The organism is Sphingomonas sp. NY01 (assembly GCF_038809135.1).
Classification (GTDB): Bacteria; Pseudomonadota; Alphaproteobacteria; order Sphingomonadales; family Sphingomonadaceae; genus Sphingomonas; species Sphingomonas carotinifaciens.
Map to the genome: position 1 here is coordinate 1038742 of NZ_CP101722.1, position 16506 is coordinate 1055247.

A 16506-nucleotide genomic window follows, 5' to 3' on the forward strand; every position below is an offset into this window, starting at 1 on the left:
CGGATGCGGCGCAAGTTTCCTGCCGGATGTCAAGAGGCACAATTGCATGGGACGAGGAATGACGAACCGCATCGAGCATGCAGCCATTGCCGAAGCTGCCGCGCGGGCGCGCGCGCATTCGCCATTTCTCGCCATGCTGATGGAGCGCGAGCCGGAGCGCACGGCCGAGGCCTTTGACGGACGGCTGAACCTCGACATCAGGCGCGATGCGGACGAACCGGTCGGGCGGCGGCTCCGGCTGGAGCGGCGCGCGCTGGCGCTGACGGTCGCGCTGGGCGATCTGGCCGGGGTCCTGGATCTCGGAGAGGTCACCGGTGCCCTGACCAGTTTCGCCGACCATGCCCTGGATGCCGCGATCCGCGCCGCGATCACCGAGCGGGTGCCGGATGCCGAGCCGCAAGGCTTCGTCGCGATCGCGCTGGGCAAGCAGGGTAGCGGCGAACTGAATTATTCCTCCGACATCGATCCGATTTTCCTGTTCGATCCGGAAACGCTGCCGCGCCGGGCGCGGGAAGAGCCGGAGGAAGCGGCGGTCCGGATAGGCAAGCGGGTGGTGGAGATTTTGCAGGCCCGCGACGGGGACGGCTATGTCCTGAGGGTCGACCTGCGACTGCGCCCGTCGCCCGAGGCGACGCCTATCGCGCTGCCGGTGAACGGCGCGATCGCTTATTATGAAAGCCAGGCGCTGGCGTGGGAGCGGGCCGCGTTCATTCGCGCCCGCGCTGCGGCGGGCGACATCGCGCTCGGCCGTCGCTTCCTGGAGGCGGTGAAGCCGTTCGTATGGCGCCGCACGCTCGATTTCGGTGCGGTGCGCGAGGTGCGCGATTTGACGCGGCGCATCCGCGATCACCATGCGCAGGGACAGGCATTCGGACCGGGATACGACCTGAAACGCGGGCGCGGCGGCATCCGCGAGATCGAATTTTTCGCGCAAATCCATCAGTTGATCCATGGCGGGAGGGATGCGCATCTGCGGGCGCCGGCGACGCGCGAGGCGCTGGCGCGGCTGGCGGCGGCGGGGCGGATCGACGAAGGGGATGCGGCAGCGTTCGGGGAAGCGTACACCCTGCTGCGCACCATCGAGCACCGGGTGCAGATGATCGACGACCGGCAGACGCATAAGCTGCCGACCGGCGATGGGCTGGAGCAGGTCGCACGGTTGCATGGCCTGGAGAACGGGGCCGCGCTGATCGACCTGCTGGCACCGCATGTGACGCGGGTCGGGCGGACCTATGATGCGCTGGACGATGGCCGCGAGGGTGTCGGCCTGCCGGGCGAGGGGGCGGGGCTGGCCGAGCGGCTGGCGAAGATGGGCTTTGCCGATGCGGATGGTGCGGCGCGGCGGATCGCGGCGTGGCGCGGGGGCAATTATGCCGCGCTGCGCAGTCCGGCGGCGCGCGACGCGCTGGAGGCGGTGCTGCCGACGCTGGTCGAGACGCTGGGCGCCGCACCCGATCCGGCGGACGCGATGATCCGGCTGGATGCGCTGTTCGAGCATATGCCGAGCGCGATCAACATCTTCCGCCTGCTGGAGGCGCGGCCGGGACTGGCGACGCTGTTGATCGCGATCCTGAGCCATGCGCAGCCGCTGGCGACCGACCTGACCCGGCGGCCGGCCCTGCTCGACGGACTGATCGACGCCACCGCCTTCGAGCCGATGGGGCCGGTGTCGACCCTGGTCGCGGCGATGAGCGGCGGCGATGCGGATGATTATCAGCGGCGGCTGGATCATGTGCGGCAGTTGGTGGGGGAGATGCGGTTTGCGCTGGGGGCGCAGGTGGTGGCGGGGGCGTCGGATCCGCTGGAGGTGGCGGGAGGCTATGCGCGGGTGGCCGAGGCCGCGGTCGAGGTACTGGCGCGCGCGACCGTCGATGCGTTCGCGGTACGGCACGGCGTCGTGCCGGGCAGCGAACTGGTGATCCTGGCGCTGGGGCGCATGGGGGGCGCGGCGCTGACCCATGCGTCCGACCTCGACCTGGTGTACCTCTTCACCGGCGACTTTGCCGGCGAGTCCGATGGCGAAAAGCCGCTGGGCGCCACGCTCTATTATAACCGGCTGGCGCAGCGGGTGACGGCGGCGCTGTCGGTGCCGACCGCGGCGGGGCCGCTCTATCCGATCGACACCCGGCTGCGACCGTCGGGCACGCAGGGGCCGCTGGTCGTCTCGCTGGAGAGTTTCGCGCGCTACCAGCGCGAGGACGCATGGACCTGGGAGCATATGGCGCTGACCCGCGCCCGGCCCATCTTCGGGTCGGCGGCGGCGCGTGCGGCGACGCAGGCCATCGTCGACCGGGTGCTGGCCGGCGAGCGGCCGGCGCGCGACATCGCCGGCGAGGCGGAGGAGATGCGTGCCGAGATGATGCGCCACAAGCCGCCATCGGGGCCGCTGGACGTGAAGCTGTCGCCCGGCGGTCTGGTCGATCTGGAATTCGCGGTGCACCGGGCGCAGTTGATCCACCGGGTCGGGTTCGACCCGCATCTGGGGCAAGCGATCGCGGCGCTGGTGGAGGCGGGGGTGCTGCCGGCGGGGATGCGCGAGGCGCATGACCGATTGACGCGTGCGCTGGTCGCCCTGCGGCTGCTGGCACCCGACGGGCAGCCGCCGGCCCCGGCGACGCAGGCGCTGATCGCGCGTGCGCTGGGGGTGGCGGACTGGGCGGCGGTGGTTGCCATGCTGGAGACGACCCGGCAGGAGGTCGCCCGCGTCTGGCAGGGTGGAGAGAGCAAGGCATGACAATGGTCGAGGGCGAGGCGATGCCGGCGGTGAGCGCCGTCGCGGCGGACGGCACGGCCGTGTCGCTGGACAGCCTGCCGCTGCCCGCGGTGGTGTATTTCTATCCCAAGGACGACACGCCGGGATGTACGCGCGAGGCCCTGGATTTCAGCGCCTTGAGCGCGCAGTTCGTGGCGGCGGGGGCAAGCGTGGTCGGCGTGTCGAAGGACAGCGCGGCCAGACATGCGAAGTTCGCGGCGAAACACGACCTGTCGGTCCGGTTGCTCAGCGACGAGAGCGGCGCCGTGTGCGACGCGTTCGGGACGTGGGGCGAGAAGATGCTGTACGGCAAGACCTATATGGGGATCGAGCGTGCCACCTTCCTGTTCGGGCGCGACGGCCGGCTGGTGCGCGCGTGGCGCAAGGTGAAGGTGCCGGGCCATGCCGAGGCGGTGCTGGAGGCGGTGCAGGGCCTGTGAACGCGACCAGCCTGGGCGCGGCCTGTGCGGCGGTGCTGAACACTGCGGACCCCATGGCCAAGGTGCGGATGGCGCGGGAAACCGCGCGGCGCTGGCGGCGCGGGGCGCTGGAACACCGGTTCGACGCGGGCCTGCCCGATGTGCCGGCGCGGCCCGAGCGGCCCGAACTGCTGCCCCCAACCGCATGCCCAAACGCGGGCGGGGCGGATCGGAGCGCGGCCGGACCGCGCTGCTCCACGCGCTCGCGCATATCGAATTTTCCGCCATCGACCTGGCGTTCGACATGGCCGCGCGCTTCGGCGCACAGTTTCCGCGCCGCTTTGCTGATGACTGGATATCGGTCGGCGCGGACGAGGCGATGCATTTTGCCATATTGGACCGACGCTTGCGCCGGCTGGGTACGCCGTACGGGGCATTGCCCGCCCATGCCGGTTTGTGGGAAGCGGCCGAGGCGACCGCCCATGACGCCATGGCGCGGCTGGCGGTGGTGCCGATGGTACTGGAAGCGCGCGGCCTGGACGTGACGCCGGAAACGGTGGCGCGGTTCGAGGCGGCGGGCGACACCGCCTCCGCGCGCATTCTGAACCGCATCTATACCGACGAGATCCGCCATGTCGGATTCGGTGCGAAATGGTTCGGTTATGTGAGCGCTGAACAGGATATCGATCCGGCACCGCACTGGCAGGCGCTAGTGCGCCGCTATTTCCGGGGTTCGCTGAAGCCTCCGTTCAACGACTCGGCGCGCGAGTCAGCCGGTCTGACGCGAGACTTCTACGCGCCTCTTGCCCAGAACTGACGTTCCACGGCAAACCTTTGCGCGTCTGGGGCGCGGTGGGGCTGCGAAACAGCGTTGGATGCACGAAGTCGTTCCGTGGGACCTTGCCGCGGGATGACGCAGCTTGTCGGGGTTCGATGATTAGCTTTCCGGTATCGGCCGCTCGGCTTGCAACCCGCCTCCGCGGTCTGTTCGTCACCCGCAACATCCTGTTCCACGATGGTCGCTCGGTTCGCCGTTTCCGCCTGCACGGTCGTGCGCAGTTCGGCGTCGCCACCGCCGGCGCGATGGTGCTGAGCCTGTCGGGTTACGGCGCGATGGCGGCGACCGGCGCGGTCGCCCATCATGACAACACCGCGCAGATCGCGCAGATGGAGTCGCAGATCGCGCGCATGCAGGCGCGGGTCGCCGCGATCCGCGAAACCGCCCAGGTCCATGCCCAACGCGTCGAGCAGCGCCAGGCGCTGTTGACCGCGGTGATGACCGGCGAGGGTTACAACAAGGAGCTGGCCGCCGCGACGCTGCCGGTGCCGGCGGCCAAGGACGGCGTCGAGGCGCATGTGCTGGCGCCGCTGACCAAGGTCGAGACGCGGCAGGCGGCGCTTGCCGTGCCGGCGCAGGCGATGCTCGATCGCCGCTATGCCGACACCAGCGCGGCCATCCGCAAGCTGGGCCTGAAGCCCGAGCGTGTCGCCAAGCGCAGCGCGCCGGCCAAGGGCGCGGCGATGGGCGGCGAATATATCCCGGCGAACAGTGCCGAGGCCGCCGCCGACCTGCATGCCGACCAGCAGTTCCGGACGCTCTTCCAGAGCTGGAAGAAGATGGACGGCCTGCAGCAGGGGACGATCGCGATCCCCTCGGTCCAGCCGGTCGCCAATCTGCAATTCACCAGCAACTTCGGCATCCGCTCCGACCCGTTCCGTGGCACCGCAGCGATGCATGCCGGCGTCGACATTCCCGGCCCCGTCGGCACCCCGATCTATGCCACCGCCGACGGCATCGTCTCCCATGCCGACCGTCGCGGCGGCTACGGCAATCTGGTCGAGATCAATCACGGCAAGGGCATCGCGACGCGCTATGGCCACCTGTCCAAGATCCTGGTCACCGACGGCGCGCGCGTTCACCGCGGCCAGCTGATCGCGCTGATGGGTTCGACCGGGCGTTCCACCGGCCCGCACCTCCATTATGAAGTGCGCATGGACGGTCATGCGGTGAACCCGGTGCCGTTCCTGACCACCGCCGATTACCTGCTCGCCTCGCAGGATCACAGCGTTCACCAGATCCCGGTTTCCACCGACGGCCCTGCCGCGCAGGATTGAAGCGCCTTTTGAAAACGCGCTGATGCGCGTTTCGCGGTGCCGGCCCGCTCCCCCACCCGGCCACCCACGAAGTATCCTTGATGGGTGGCCGGGTGGGGGAGTGGGCCGGCACCGTCCCAAAAACTCGCTTTTCCGCGAGTTTTTCAAACGACCGTCTAGCGGTGACGCCATTGCCGGGGGGGCACGAGGCGCCTATCTCCCGGCCATGACCAGTGCAGTATCCGCCATCGGGCTTACCCAGGCCGCCGCCGCGCGCGTCGCGGCCATCGCGGCCAAGCAGAACAAGCCCGCCATCCTGCGCCTGTCCGTCGAGGGCGGGGGCTGTTCGGGGTTCCAGTACAAGTTCGGGTTCGCCGACATGGCGGACAGCGACGATGCGGTGACCGAGACCGATGGCGTGCGCCTGGTGGTGGACAGCATCAGCCTGGACCTCGTGCGCGGGGCGCAGGTCGATTATGTCGAGTCGCTGGGCGGCGCGGCGTTCCGGGTGACCAATCCCAACGCGGCCTCGGGCTGCGGTTGCGGCACCAGCTTCTCCGTCTGATCGGTTGTCTGTGAAAATCGTCACCTATAACGTCAACGGCATCAAGGCGCGGTTGCCGCGGCTGGTCGAGTATCTGACCGAGGAACAGCCCGACATCGTCTGCCTTCAGGAATTGAAGGCGAGCGACGAGACCTTCCCGCTGAGCGACATCGAAGCGGCCGGATACGGCGCGGTGTGGCATGGGCAGAAAAGCTGGAACGGCGTCGCGGTGCTGGCGAAGGGTGCCACGCCGGTCGAGCGGCAGCGCGGGCTGGCGGGCGAGGACGAGCAGAGCCGCTATCTGGAATGCGATGTGGACGGGTTGGTGGTCGCCGCCCTGTACCTGCCCAACGGCAATCCGCGGCCGGGGCCCAAATTCGATTACAAGCTGCGCTGGATGGAGCGGTTGGCGGCGCGCGCGAAGGTGTTGCTGGCCGAGGAAGTTCCTGCCGTGCTGGCGGGGGATTACAACGTCATCCCGAACGACGACGACACCTTCTCCGTGCGCGCCATGGCCGAGGATGCGTTGATGCAGCCGGAGAGCCGGGCCGCTTACCGCCGGTTGCTGGCGCAGGGCTGGACCGATGCATTGCGCACCCGTGCGCCCAAGGGCGGGGTGTGGACCTTCTGGGACTATCAGGCGGGGGCATGGGCGCGCGACGCCGGGTTCCGGATCGATCATCTGCTGCTCAGCCCGCAGGCCGCCGACCGGCTGGTCGATGCCGGCGTCGACAAGGCGTATCGCGGGCGTGAAAAGGCCAGCGACCATGCCCCCACCTGGGTGACGCTGCGCTGATGCGCCCGTTGCTGATGGCGGCGCTGCTGGTCGCTCTGCCGGGCGTGGCCCAGGCGCAGCGCGATCTGTGCCCCGATCGGCCGGGGCTCAGTTCGCCGGCCTGCACCGTTGATCCGGGATCGGTGATGGTCGAGGTCGCGCTGGCCGATTGGGAGCGGGGAAGCGATGCGGACACCTGGCTGTTCGGCGATACGCTGGTGCGGCTGGGGCTGGACGCGTCGAGCGAGGTCGCGGTCGGCTGGACCCCCTTCGGCCATGTGCGCGAGCGCGGGGCCGGGGGCGGGCGTGCCGACCGGGTCGGCGACGTCACGCTGGAATATAAGCGCAACCTGCGCAATCCGGACGGGCATGGCTTTGCCATCGCGGTGGAGCCGATCGTGACCCTGCCCGTCGGGCGGGCGCCGGTGGGCGCCGGCACATGGTCGGCGGGGTTGATGGTGCCGATGACCTATGACCTGTCCGATGCGCTCCAGTTCGAGTTGATGCCGGAGATCGATGCGGCAGCGGACGAGGACGGTGCCGGCCGGCATCTGGCCTATGGCAGCGTCATCGGTCTGGAATATGACGTGTCGGACGCCTGGGAACTGGTCGGCGAGGTGCAGTGGCGGCGGGACGACGACCCGGTCGAGCCCTCGCGGCAGGCGGTCGCGGGCCTCGCGGTGGCATGGCAGCCGAGCGACGAAGTGCAGTTCGACGTCGGATCTGTGTTCGGCCTGACCGGCGGCGCACCGGCGGCGCGCTTCTATTGCGGGGTTGCGCGCCACTTCTGATCGGCCGATTTCGCCACGAGTTGGCGGGCCGAACCATCACTTGGCGAGCGCGAATTAGGCCTTTTTTTCAAAAATGGCGGATTTCCGCTGTGTTAGCGAACTGGCACGGTTGCTGCACTGCCTGGGACATCGGGGCGCCGCCCCGGTGTTCAAGGGAGTGACCATCATGTTCCAAGCCAAGCTGATCGCCGTTGCCATCGCCCTGACCGCGCCGGTGGCCGTTGCCGCCAAGGATGCGCCGGTGGTGAAGGCACCCGCCGCCGCTGCCGCCACCGCCGCTGCCAGCCCCGAGCGCGGTACGGCTCGCACCGAGCGCGCCGACACGCTGCGCTATTGCATCAAGGACACGGTCACCGGATCGCGGATCTCGCGCAAGGAATGCCGCACCCGTTCGGACTGGCTGGCCCGCGGCTTCGATCCGCTGGAAGCGAAGTGACCCGCGGGGCATGGCGCATGGTGGCGGTGGTGCTGGCCGTAACGGCCGGCACCGCGGCCACCGCGGCCAGGCCGGAGCGGATCGACGCCCGGGTGATGGCCGCCGCCCTGGCCGCGCCCGAGGAGCCCGCCCTCGGCCAGCAACGCTATTGCTACCGCGAGGCGCGGGGCGAGCGACCGGTGTGCCGCACGATGCGGCAATGGATCGCGCAAGGGTTGATGCCGGTCACGCGCTGACCGGCACGCCCGTTTACAGGTCGCGCGCGTAGACGTTGTAGGTCTTGTTGACGCGGCTCTGGATCGTCTCGGCGATCGAGCGCATCCCCTGATTGTCGTCGAGGATCCAGCCGATCTCGCCCCGGCTGGCGCCGTATTTGGTGACCGAGGCGCGGCGGATATATTCGATCATCATGAAGGCCAGCTGGCTGGCCATGCGCGAGGACTGCAAATCCTTGCGCACGCCCATCAGGGGCACGCGCATCGTGCGCACCTGCGGCTTGCGCAGCCACAGCAGCAGCTTGGCCCAGCCGAAGGGTAGCAGGCTGCCGTTCAGCGGCTTGATCGCCTCGTTCAGGTCGGGCAGCGTGATCATGAAGGCGACGGGCTTGCCGTCCAGCTCGGCGATGCGGATCAGGTCGTTGAACACGATCGGCTTCAGCTTGACGCCGACATCCTTGATCTCTGGCGGGGTGAGGGGGACGAAGCCCCAATTGTCCGCCCAGGCATCGTTCAGGATGTCGAGGATGATCGCGGCCTCTTCCTCGAACCGGGCCTTGTTCACCTCGCGCACGCGGATGCGCGGGTTCTTCTCGCCCGACTGGATGATCCGCTTCACGATGGGCGGAAATTCCTGGGTGATGTCCAGTTCGTAGGTGAAGAGCTGCTTGATCGTGGTGTAGCCCGCTCCCTCGATCCAGCCGCGATATTCGGGCTTGGCATGGCCCATCATGATCGTGGGCGCATGGTCATAGCCATCGACCAGCAGGCCGGGTTCTTCCCAGATCGATTGCGACACCGGCCCCATCGCCCGGGTCATGCCCTGCTCGCGCAGCCAGCCTTCCGCCGCCGCCAGCAGCGCCTGGAAAACATCCTGCCGCTCCGCATCCATCAGCCCCCATTGGCCGATCCCGGGACCGAAGCCCTGTTCGGCGGGCATGGTCAGCGCGAGCGTATCGATATGCGCGGAAATGCGCCCCACCACGCGTCCCCGCTCCTCGGCCAGGAAAAGCTGCGCCTTGGCATGGCTGTACCAGCCGTTCTTCTCAGGGGTGATCAGGCCCAGCGCCTCGCCTTTGAGCGGCGGTACCCAGTTGGGATCGTCGGCATACAGGCGGAAGGGCAGGTCGACGAACGCCTTGCGGTCGCGCTGCGTCAGCACCGGTCGGATCGTCAACGTGTCGGCCATGGTCGTTCCCGCAATCGATAAGTGTCGCGCCTCCTAAACGCATCCGTCGATCATAGCGAGTGAGGATTCCGCCAGCCCGCCCGCGGCGCGGCGCTGTAAATGCCACGGTCCCGCCACTATCTTGTGGCAATGGAAAAGGTCATGGACACCACAATTTCCCTCGCCCGGAGCACCGCTGGCGGTGCCGCCGCGACCAAGGTGCCGCTGCACCGTATCGCGGACGACAAGACGATGCTGCGGACCGCGGCGGAGTTGACGCGCGACCTGATCGCGCCGCGCGCCGGCGTCTATTGGGCCGACCTGATCGCCTCGGTAGTGATCGGCTATGGCGCGCTGGCGGTGGCGGTGACGGCCGGCTCGACCGCGCTGGCAATCGCGGCGGGCGTGGTGTCGATGCTGGCGCTCTACCGCGCGCTCAGCTTCATCCACGAAATCAGCCACATGAAGCATGCCGCGCTGCCGCGCTTTCGCGGTGGCTGGAACGCGCTGGTCGGCGTGCCGATGCTGACGCCCTCCTTCATGTATGAGGGGGTCCACAACCTGCACCATGCCAAGACGCGCTATGGCACGGTCGAGGATCCGGAATATCTGCCGCTGGCGCTGATGAAGCCGTGGACGCTGCCGGTGTTCATCCTGGTGTCCGCGCTCGCGCCGCTCGGCCTGCTGATCCGTTTCGCGATCCTGTCGCCCCTGTCGCTGGTGATCCCCGGCTTCCGCCGCGTCGTGGTCGAGCGTTACTCGGCCCTGGCGATCAACCCGCAGTTCCGCCGCCGCATGCCTGAGGGTGAGGCGGCGCGGATGTGGAACCGCGTCGAGACTGCGGCCAGCATCTGGGCGATCGCGATCGTCACCATGGTGGCCACCGGCACGATCCCGCTGCGCGGTTTCCTGATCGCGATGGCGATCGGATCGGGCGTGGCGGTGGTGAACCAGGTCCGCACGCTGGTCGCGCATCTGTGGGAGAATGACGGCGAGGCGATGACGGTGACCGCGCAGTATCTCGACTCGGTCAATGTGCCGCCGCCGGCGCTGCTGCCCGCGTTCTGGGCGCCGGTCGGCCTGCGCTATCACGCGCTGCATCACCTGTTGCCGGGTGTGCCCTATCATAATCTGGGCGAGGCGCACCGCCGGGTGACCGCCGCGCTGGAGCCGGGATCGCCCTATCACAAGGCGAGCTACAAGGGGTTGCCGGGACTGGTGAACAAGATCGTGCGCAGTACGATGGCGGTTCGCCGCTGAGCGCGGTCGCGGTGCGGGATTGATCGGGGGGAGTGGCGGTGCCGCTCCCCCTTTTTTCGTGATGGTTCCGGGGCGGTGGCCTGTCTCTCGATACGGCACCTCGATACGTGGCTGCGCCACTACTCGGTGCCTACTCGAGACGAACGGAGGGTTCGGGTTAAACGACGTCAGCTTTGGGGAGGTGCCGAGGCAGCGGAGCGGATCATCAAGTCGCCCTCTACATCCGTTCGTCTCGAGTAGCCGTCGAGTAGCAGCAAAGCTGCGTATCGAGACGGCGTATCGAGTGACATGTTGCCGTGCGCCACCGACCGGCAAACAGGCTCACCCAGCCAGCCGCTATTCCTCGGTGCGGATCAACACCGCTTCGCCGATCAGGAAGAACAGCAGGAACGGGGCCCAGGCGGCCAGAAAGGGCGGGTAGGCACCGAGATTGCCCATCGCCAGCGCGAAATTGTCGGCGACGAAATAGGCAAAGCCCAGCGCCATGCCGATGATCGCACGGACGAACAGCTTGCCCGAGCGCGCGACGCCGAATGCGGCGACGGCGCCGAGCAGCGGCATCAGCACGGCGGAGAGCGGACCGGACAGCTTGTGCCACAGCGACCCCTCCAGCGCCTTGGTGGGGCGGCCGGCTTTCTGAAGATCGTCGATCGCCTCCGACAGGCCACGGAACGACAGGCTGTCGGCATCGACACCGGCCAGTGTCAGTTGTTCGGGAGTGACGCCGTTGCCGACGACCATGGATGCGAAGCGGGTGACTTGACCGCTCGCCACGTCGAAACGGGTGCCAGGGCCGATCCGCCAAGCATTGCCCTCGCGCTGGCCCCGCGGTGCACGCACGATGCTGCGCAGCGAGCCGCCGGTGCGATCGTACAGGGTGACGCCGCCAAGCTGCGTCGCGGCGCCGCGACCGCGGATCAGGTCCACCTGCAACAGGTCGTCGCCGTCGCGCACCCAGACGTTGGAGCGGTCGCCGCTGTCGATCGGCAAGGGGCCGTAATCGACCTTTTGCCAGGCGTTGAGCGTGGCGGTCGCGCGCGGGGTGATGCGATCGTTGAACGCGAAGCTGATTACCGCGACCCCGGCACTGGCGAGCAGCAGCGGCGCCAGCACCTGATGCGCGGACAGGCCGCCCGCCTTCAGCGCGATGACCTCCGAATTCTGGTTCATCGTGATCAGCGTCAGGATGGTGCCGAGCAGCACCGAAAAGGGCAGCACGAAGGAGATGATCTGCGGCGCGCGCAGCGAGACGTAGCGCCACACCTCGCCGTCGCCATTGCCCGGCACCGCCAGGATGTTGCCCGATTCGGACAACAGGTCGAGCGCCTGGAGGACCAGCACGAGTGCCGCCATGATCGCAAAGGTGCGGACCAGGAACAGCTTGCCCATGTAGATGGCGATGGTGCGCGACGGGAAGATGGCGGACAGCCTCATGCCTTGGTCTCCGCTTCACGCGCGCGCATCTCGCGGGCGCGGCGGCGCGGCCCCGGCAGCCAGCGGGTGAACAGTTTGGCCAGCTTGGCGAAGCTGCGCTCCAGAATGCCGATCGGCTGGCCGCCGGGGACATAGGCGGTGACGTAGTACATCCAGCCGACGATCCCTGCGAAGATCGCGAACGGACCCCATAGCGCGATCAGCGGATCGACACGGCCCAGCGCGCCGATGTCCGCGGCATACTGGTTCACCTTGTGATAGGTGACGAGCATCACGATCGACAGGAAGACGCCGAGTGCGGAAGTCGATCGCTTCGGCGGAATGCCCAGCGCCACCGCAAGTAGCGGCAGCAGGAACATCGTCACCACCTCGACCAGCCGGAAATGAAATTCGGCACGGCTGCCGTCGCGCGCTTCCTCCGACTGTGCCTCCTGTCCGTGACGGGCGAGTTCGGGCAGGGTGAACTCCAGGTCGCGGCCGCCGCGCTGGCGGAAATTCTCGAACTTGGGCAGGTCGATCGGCAGGTCGTGGCTGGAGAAGGTCAGCACGCGCGGCGCGCGAAAGCTTTGCCGGTCGTGGATCAGCGTGCCGTTGGTCAGGCGGAAGATGATGACGTTGGGATCGTCGGTGGCAAGAAAGCGGCCACGCTCCGCGGTGACGCCGATCCAGTCGCCCTTGCCGGTCTGCGCATGGACGAAGATGCCGGACAGGTCACGGCCCTTGTCGCGGCTTTCCTCGATGCGGAGCGTCATGCGGTCGCCCAGATGGGTGAACTCGCCCACCTTGATCGAGGCGCCGAGCGCGCCGGTGCGCAGCTCGTAGCGCAGCCCTTCGTAATAATAGCGGGCGATCGGCTGGACATAGCCAACGATCGCCAGGTTGAGCGCGGCCAGCACGATCGCATACATATAGGGCACGCGCAGCAGCCGGGTGTAGCTCATGCCGACGCCGCGCATCACGTCCAGCTCCGACGAGGTGGCGAGGCGGCGAAAGGCGAGCAGGATGCCCAGCATCAGCCCGATCGGGATGCCCAGCCCCAGATATTCAGGCAGCAGATTGGCCAGCATGCGCCACACCACGCTGATCGGCCCGCCCTGCGTCGCGACGAAGTCGAACAGGCGGCGGATGCGGTCCAGCACCAGCAGCATCGCGGCGATGACCAGCGTCGCGAACAGCGGCAACGCGATCAGCCGGGCCATATAGCGGTCGATGGATTTCATGCGGTGGCTTGGAGCTTGCTCGGGCGGGCGGGGAGTTCGGCTATACGAACGCGAGGCTCGCGCGTCAGCCCCAATTCTGCGCGCCGGTCATTCCGCCGCGATGGAGGAGGGCAGGCGGTGCGCCGCGCGCGCCATGGCGGCGGCGATACCGCGCTCCAGCCCGGCCAGGGTGAAGGGCTTGCGGAGCAGCTCATGGTCGCCGAACACCGCCGCATTCGCCTCGCCCGCGAACCCCGTGACGAACAGGACGGCAAGGTCGGGGAAGCGGCCGGCCAGGCCCGCGATCATCTCCGGGCCGGTCTGGCGCGGCATCAGCACGTCGGAGATGACGAGCTGGATGTCGGGATTGGCGGCCAGCATCGCCGGCGCCGCCAGCGGATCGTCGCAGGGCAGGGCGTGGTGGCCCAGTTCCTCCAGCGCGCCCATCGTGGCGGCCAGCACGCGGGGATCATCCTCGACCACCAGCACCGACAGCGCGGAAGGGGGCATGGGGGCGGGGGCGGCCGGCTCGACCGGCAGGGCGGCGGGCGCCGCGCTGCGGTCGCGCGGCAGGTACAGGGTGACGGTGGTGCCGGCGCCGGGCGCGGTGCGCAGCGCGACATCGCCGCCCAGCTGGCCGACAAGGCCGAAGATCTGGCTGAGGCCGAGGCCCGTGCCCTTGCCGACGGGCTTGGTGGTGAAGAAGGGCTCGAACACGCGCTCGGCCACTTCGGGGGTCATGCCGCTGCCGGTGTCGGTTACCGACAGCACGGCATAGTCGCCGGCGACGCATTGTCCCACCGCTCCCTCGGCGAGCGTGATCTCGCCACTGGTGATGGTCAGGATGCCGCGGCCCTCCATCGCGTCGCGGGCGTTGACCGCCAGGTTCAGGATGGCGTTTTCCAGTTGCACGCGGTCGGCATGGACGCGCCAGCCGGTGGTGCGATCGTCGACGATCAGCTCGATCGCGTCGCCAAGCGTCCGGTCGAGCAGATCAGTCATGCCGGCGACCAGCGCGGCAGGCAGGATCGCCTGCGGCTTCAGCGACTCCTCGCGGCTGAAGGCGAGCAGCTGGCGGGTGAGCGCAGCGGCGCGGTTCGCGCCCTCCGTCGCGCTGTCGATATGGCGCTGAAGGGCGGCATGGTCGCCCGGCGCGGCGCGGCGGGCGAGTTCGAGCCCTCCCAGAACGACGGCCAGCATGTTGTTGAAATCATGTGCGATGCCCCCGGTCAACTGGCCCACCGCATCCATCTTTTGCGCCTGGCGCAGCTTGGCCTCCTGCACCTTCAGCTCGGCCGTCGCCTCGTCCACTGCCGCGGCCAGTTCCTCGGCCCGTGCCCGCGCCGCCTCCGCATCCGCCCGCGCCGCCGCCCGCTCGCCCACCGCCTGCACCGTCATCCAGCCCAGCACGATGGCCCCCGCGACGATCAGGATGCCGAACCCTGCCAAACCCCCCGCGATCCGACTCGACCGAGCCACCGACCCGCTCGCGTCCGCCGTCCGTTCGGCAAGCAGCGCGCGTTCGGAGCGGATGATGCCGTCCAGCGTGCCGGTGATGCGTGCCAGCGAACTGGCCTGCCTTGCCTGATAATAGCGGGCATAGGCCAGGCTGTTCTTGTTATAGGTGGTGGCGAGCGCGATGGCGGACAGTTCCTCGCCGCGCGTGTCATAGGCGTCGCGCAGGCGGTCGATCAGCGGGCGCTGCTGCGGATTGTCGTAGGTGATGTGTTCGAGGCGGTCGATCTGCGACCGGGCCAGCGTCCATTCGTCGAAATAAAGCTGGCCAAGCTGGCGGTCGCCGGAAATGACGTAGCGACCCAGCGACGCCTCCGACCGGGCGATGGTGCCCGCCAGCGTGCGCGCCAGGATCATCACGTCATAGGAATGCTGTTGCAGGTCCAGCGCGCGGTCGCGCTGGCGATTGGCGTGGCCGAGCGTGACGATCAGCATCACCAGCGTCACCGCGCCGGCCAGCCCCATGACGACGAGCGCGATGGTGCGCCAGGTCGTGCCGCCCTCGCGGGCGACGAATTCGGCTTCGGTCCGCTCCACGGAAGGGAAGCTATCGCAGTCGGTGGTGCGAGGGAAGCGGGCGAAAGGCTTAGGCGATGACGCCCACGGCCCGGCCCGCATCGGCGAACATGCCCAGCACGCGTTCGATCTGGGCGGGGGTGTGTTCGGCGCAGAGCGAGCAGCGGAGCAGGAAGGTGCCGGCGGGGGTGGCGGGGGGCGGGCGAGGTTGACGTAGAGGCCGGCGTGGAGGAGCGCTTGCCACATCATCGCGGCCTGCTGCTGGTCCTCCAGGATGACCGCGATGATGGCGCTGTCGGCCTGTTCGGTGCCGAGGCGGAAGCCGAGTTGGCGGAGGCCGGCGTGGAGCGTGCGGGCGTTGGTCCAGAGTTGGGTGCGCTTGGCGGTGGCGGTGGCCAGCTTGCGGATCGAGGCGGCGGCGGTGGCGACGACCGAGGGAGGGAGCGAGGCGGTAAAGATGTAGGGGCGGCAAGCCAATCGGATCGCCTCGAATTTCGGGTGGTTCGATACGCAGAAACCGCCCACCGTGCCGACCGACTTGGAGAAGGTGCCGACGATGAAGTCGACATCGCCCTCGCACCCTTGCGCCTCGTACACACCGCGCCCGTTGGGACCGTAGAAGCCCATCGAATGCGCCTCGTCGGACAGCACCATCGCGCCGTGCTTCCTGGCGACCGCAACCATCTCCTTCAGCGGAGCGATGTCGCCGAGCATCGAATAGACGCCCTCCAGCACGACCAGCTTGCCCGCGTCCTTGGGCAGGCGGCCGAGCCGCTTGTCGAGGTCCTCTACCGAATTGTGGCGGAAGCGGACGATTTCGGCGACGCCCTGCTTGCAGCCGTCATAGATCGAGGCATGGCTGTCCGCGTCGAGAATGACGTAATCGCCCTTGCCGGCGAGCGTCGAGATCATGCCGAGATTGGCCATGTAGCCGGTCGAGAAGACGATCGCGCCCGTCGTGCCGTAGAAGTCGCGCAGTGCCTGTTCGACCTCCATATGGTCCTGGAAGGTGCCGTTCAGCATCCGGCTGCCGTTGGTGCCCGAGCCGAACCGGTCGAGCGCGGCATGGCCGGCGGCGATGACGTCCGGGTCGAAGGTCATGCCCATGTAATTGTAGGTGCCGAGCAGGATGGTGTCGCGGCCCTCGATCACCGCCTCGGTCGGCGACTTCACCTGTTCCATGACGATCGCGAACGGATCGGTGACCCCGGAATCGAGCAGCGCCCGGCGCTCGGCAATCAGGCCGTCGAATTTCGACATCAGGTCGCGGTCGGGAGCGACCGGGGCGGGATCGGCGGGGAGGGCGTGGGGCTGGGCGGCGGCTTCGGTCATGTCACAAGGTTTCCGCAATCGGGGTTTCCGCAATCGGGGACGGTCGCGCCCGCCGG

13 protein-coding genes and 1 pseudogene are annotated in these 16506 nt (G+C 68.4%); 10 read left to right on the forward strand and 4 right to left on the reverse strand.

What is annotated here, in order from left to right; genetic code table 11:
• Positions 1-58 precede the first annotated feature (58 nt).
• The 9 genes and pseudogenes from NPJ82_RS05185 (at position 59) to NPJ82_RS05225 (ending at position 8047) form a co-directional block, all read left to right on the forward strand.
• Positions 59-2734: a bifunctional [glutamine synthetase] adenylyltransferase/[glutamine synthetase]-adenylyl-L-tyrosine phosphorylase gene (locus NPJ82_RS05185; protein WP_342658566.1), complete on the forward strand. Its 2676-nt coding sequence runs from the start codon at positions 59-61 to the stop codon at positions 2732-2734.
• Positions 2735-2736: 2 nt separating this feature from the next.
• Positions 2737-3192, forward strand: a complete 456-nt coding sequence (locus NPJ82_RS05190) for a peroxiredoxin (protein WP_342658961.1) — start codon at positions 2737-2739, stop codon at positions 3190-3192.
• 53 nt (positions 3193-3245) lie between these two features.
• A pseudogene (locus NPJ82_RS05195) lies at positions 3246-3988 on the forward strand (ferritin-like domain-containing protein).
• Between the two features lie 116 nt (positions 3989-4104).
• Positions 4105-5286, forward strand: coding sequence for a M23 family metallopeptidase (locus tag NPJ82_RS05200; protein WP_112383468.1), 1182 nt, complete (start codon positions 4105-4107; stop codon positions 5284-5286).
• Positions 5287-5491: 205 nt separating this feature from the next.
• Positions 5492-5830, forward strand: a complete 339-nt coding sequence (erpA, locus tag NPJ82_RS05205; protein ID WP_112383469.1) for an iron-sulfur cluster insertion protein ErpA — start codon at positions 5492-5494, stop codon at positions 5828-5830.
• Positions 5831-5840: 10 nt separating this feature from the next.
• Complete coding sequence (gene xth / locus NPJ82_RS05210; protein WP_342658567.1) at positions 5841-6605, forward strand: exodeoxyribonuclease III; 765 nt, start codon at positions 5841-5843, stop codon at positions 6603-6605.
• Positions 6605-7375 carry a transporter gene (locus tag NPJ82_RS05215; RefSeq protein WP_112383471.1) on the forward strand — a complete coding sequence of 257 codons (771 nt, stop codon included), beginning with the start codon at positions 6605-6607 and terminating at the stop codon, positions 7373-7375. Before xth ends, NPJ82_RS05215 begins: the two co-directional genes overlap by 1 nt.
• A gap of 166 nt (positions 7376-7541) precedes the next feature.
• Positions 7542-7811: a hypothetical protein gene (locus tag NPJ82_RS05220; protein WP_149681858.1), complete on the forward strand. Its 270-nt coding sequence runs from the start codon at positions 7542-7544 to the stop codon at positions 7809-7811.
• Positions 7808-8047: a hypothetical protein gene (locus tag NPJ82_RS05225; protein WP_342658568.1), complete on the forward strand. Its 240-nt coding sequence runs from the start codon at positions 7808-7810 to the stop codon at positions 8045-8047. Before NPJ82_RS05220 ends, NPJ82_RS05225 begins: the two co-directional genes overlap by 4 nt.
• 13 nt (positions 8048-8060) lie before the next feature.
• On the opposite strand, the gene NPJ82_RS05230 is transcribed toward NPJ82_RS05225, so the two are convergent.
• A complete protein-coding gene (locus NPJ82_RS05230; RefSeq protein WP_112383474.1) occupies positions 8061-9215 on the reverse strand; it encodes an N-acetyltransferase in 1155 nt (384 codons plus the stop codon).
• A 141-nt stretch (positions 9216-9356) separates the two neighbouring features.
• On the opposite strand from NPJ82_RS05230, the gene NPJ82_RS05235 reads away from it, so the two are divergent.
• Positions 9357-10454, forward strand: coding sequence for a fatty acid desaturase (locus NPJ82_RS05235; protein ID WP_342658569.1), 1098 nt, complete (start codon positions 9357-9359; stop codon positions 10452-10454).
• Between the two features lie 336 nt (positions 10455-10790).
• Here the strand turns inward: NPJ82_RS05235 and lptG are convergent, their stop codons facing one another.
• The 3 genes from lptG to NPJ82_RS05250 all read right to left on the reverse strand — a co-directional run bounded on the left by lptG (position 10791) and on the right by NPJ82_RS05250 (position 16450).
• Positions 10791-11888 (reverse strand): LPS export ABC transporter permease LptG, encoded by a 1098-nt coding sequence (lptG, locus tag NPJ82_RS05240; RefSeq protein ID WP_112383475.1) that lies wholly within the window; start codon positions 11886-11888, stop codon positions 10791-10793.
• Positions 11885-13108 (reverse strand): LPS export ABC transporter permease LptF, encoded by a 1224-nt coding sequence (lptF, locus tag NPJ82_RS05245; RefSeq protein WP_205411666.1) that lies wholly within the window; start codon positions 13106-13108, stop codon positions 11885-11887. Before lptF ends, lptG begins: the two co-directional genes overlap by 4 nt.
• An 87-nt stretch (positions 13109-13195) precedes the next feature.
• On the reverse strand, positions 13196-16450 hold the full coding sequence (locus NPJ82_RS05250; RefSeq protein WP_342658570.1) for an aminotransferase class I/II-fold pyridoxal phosphate-dependent enzyme: 3255 nt from the start codon (positions 16448-16450) through the stop codon (positions 13196-13198).
• Positions 16451-16506: the final 56 nt, after the last annotated feature.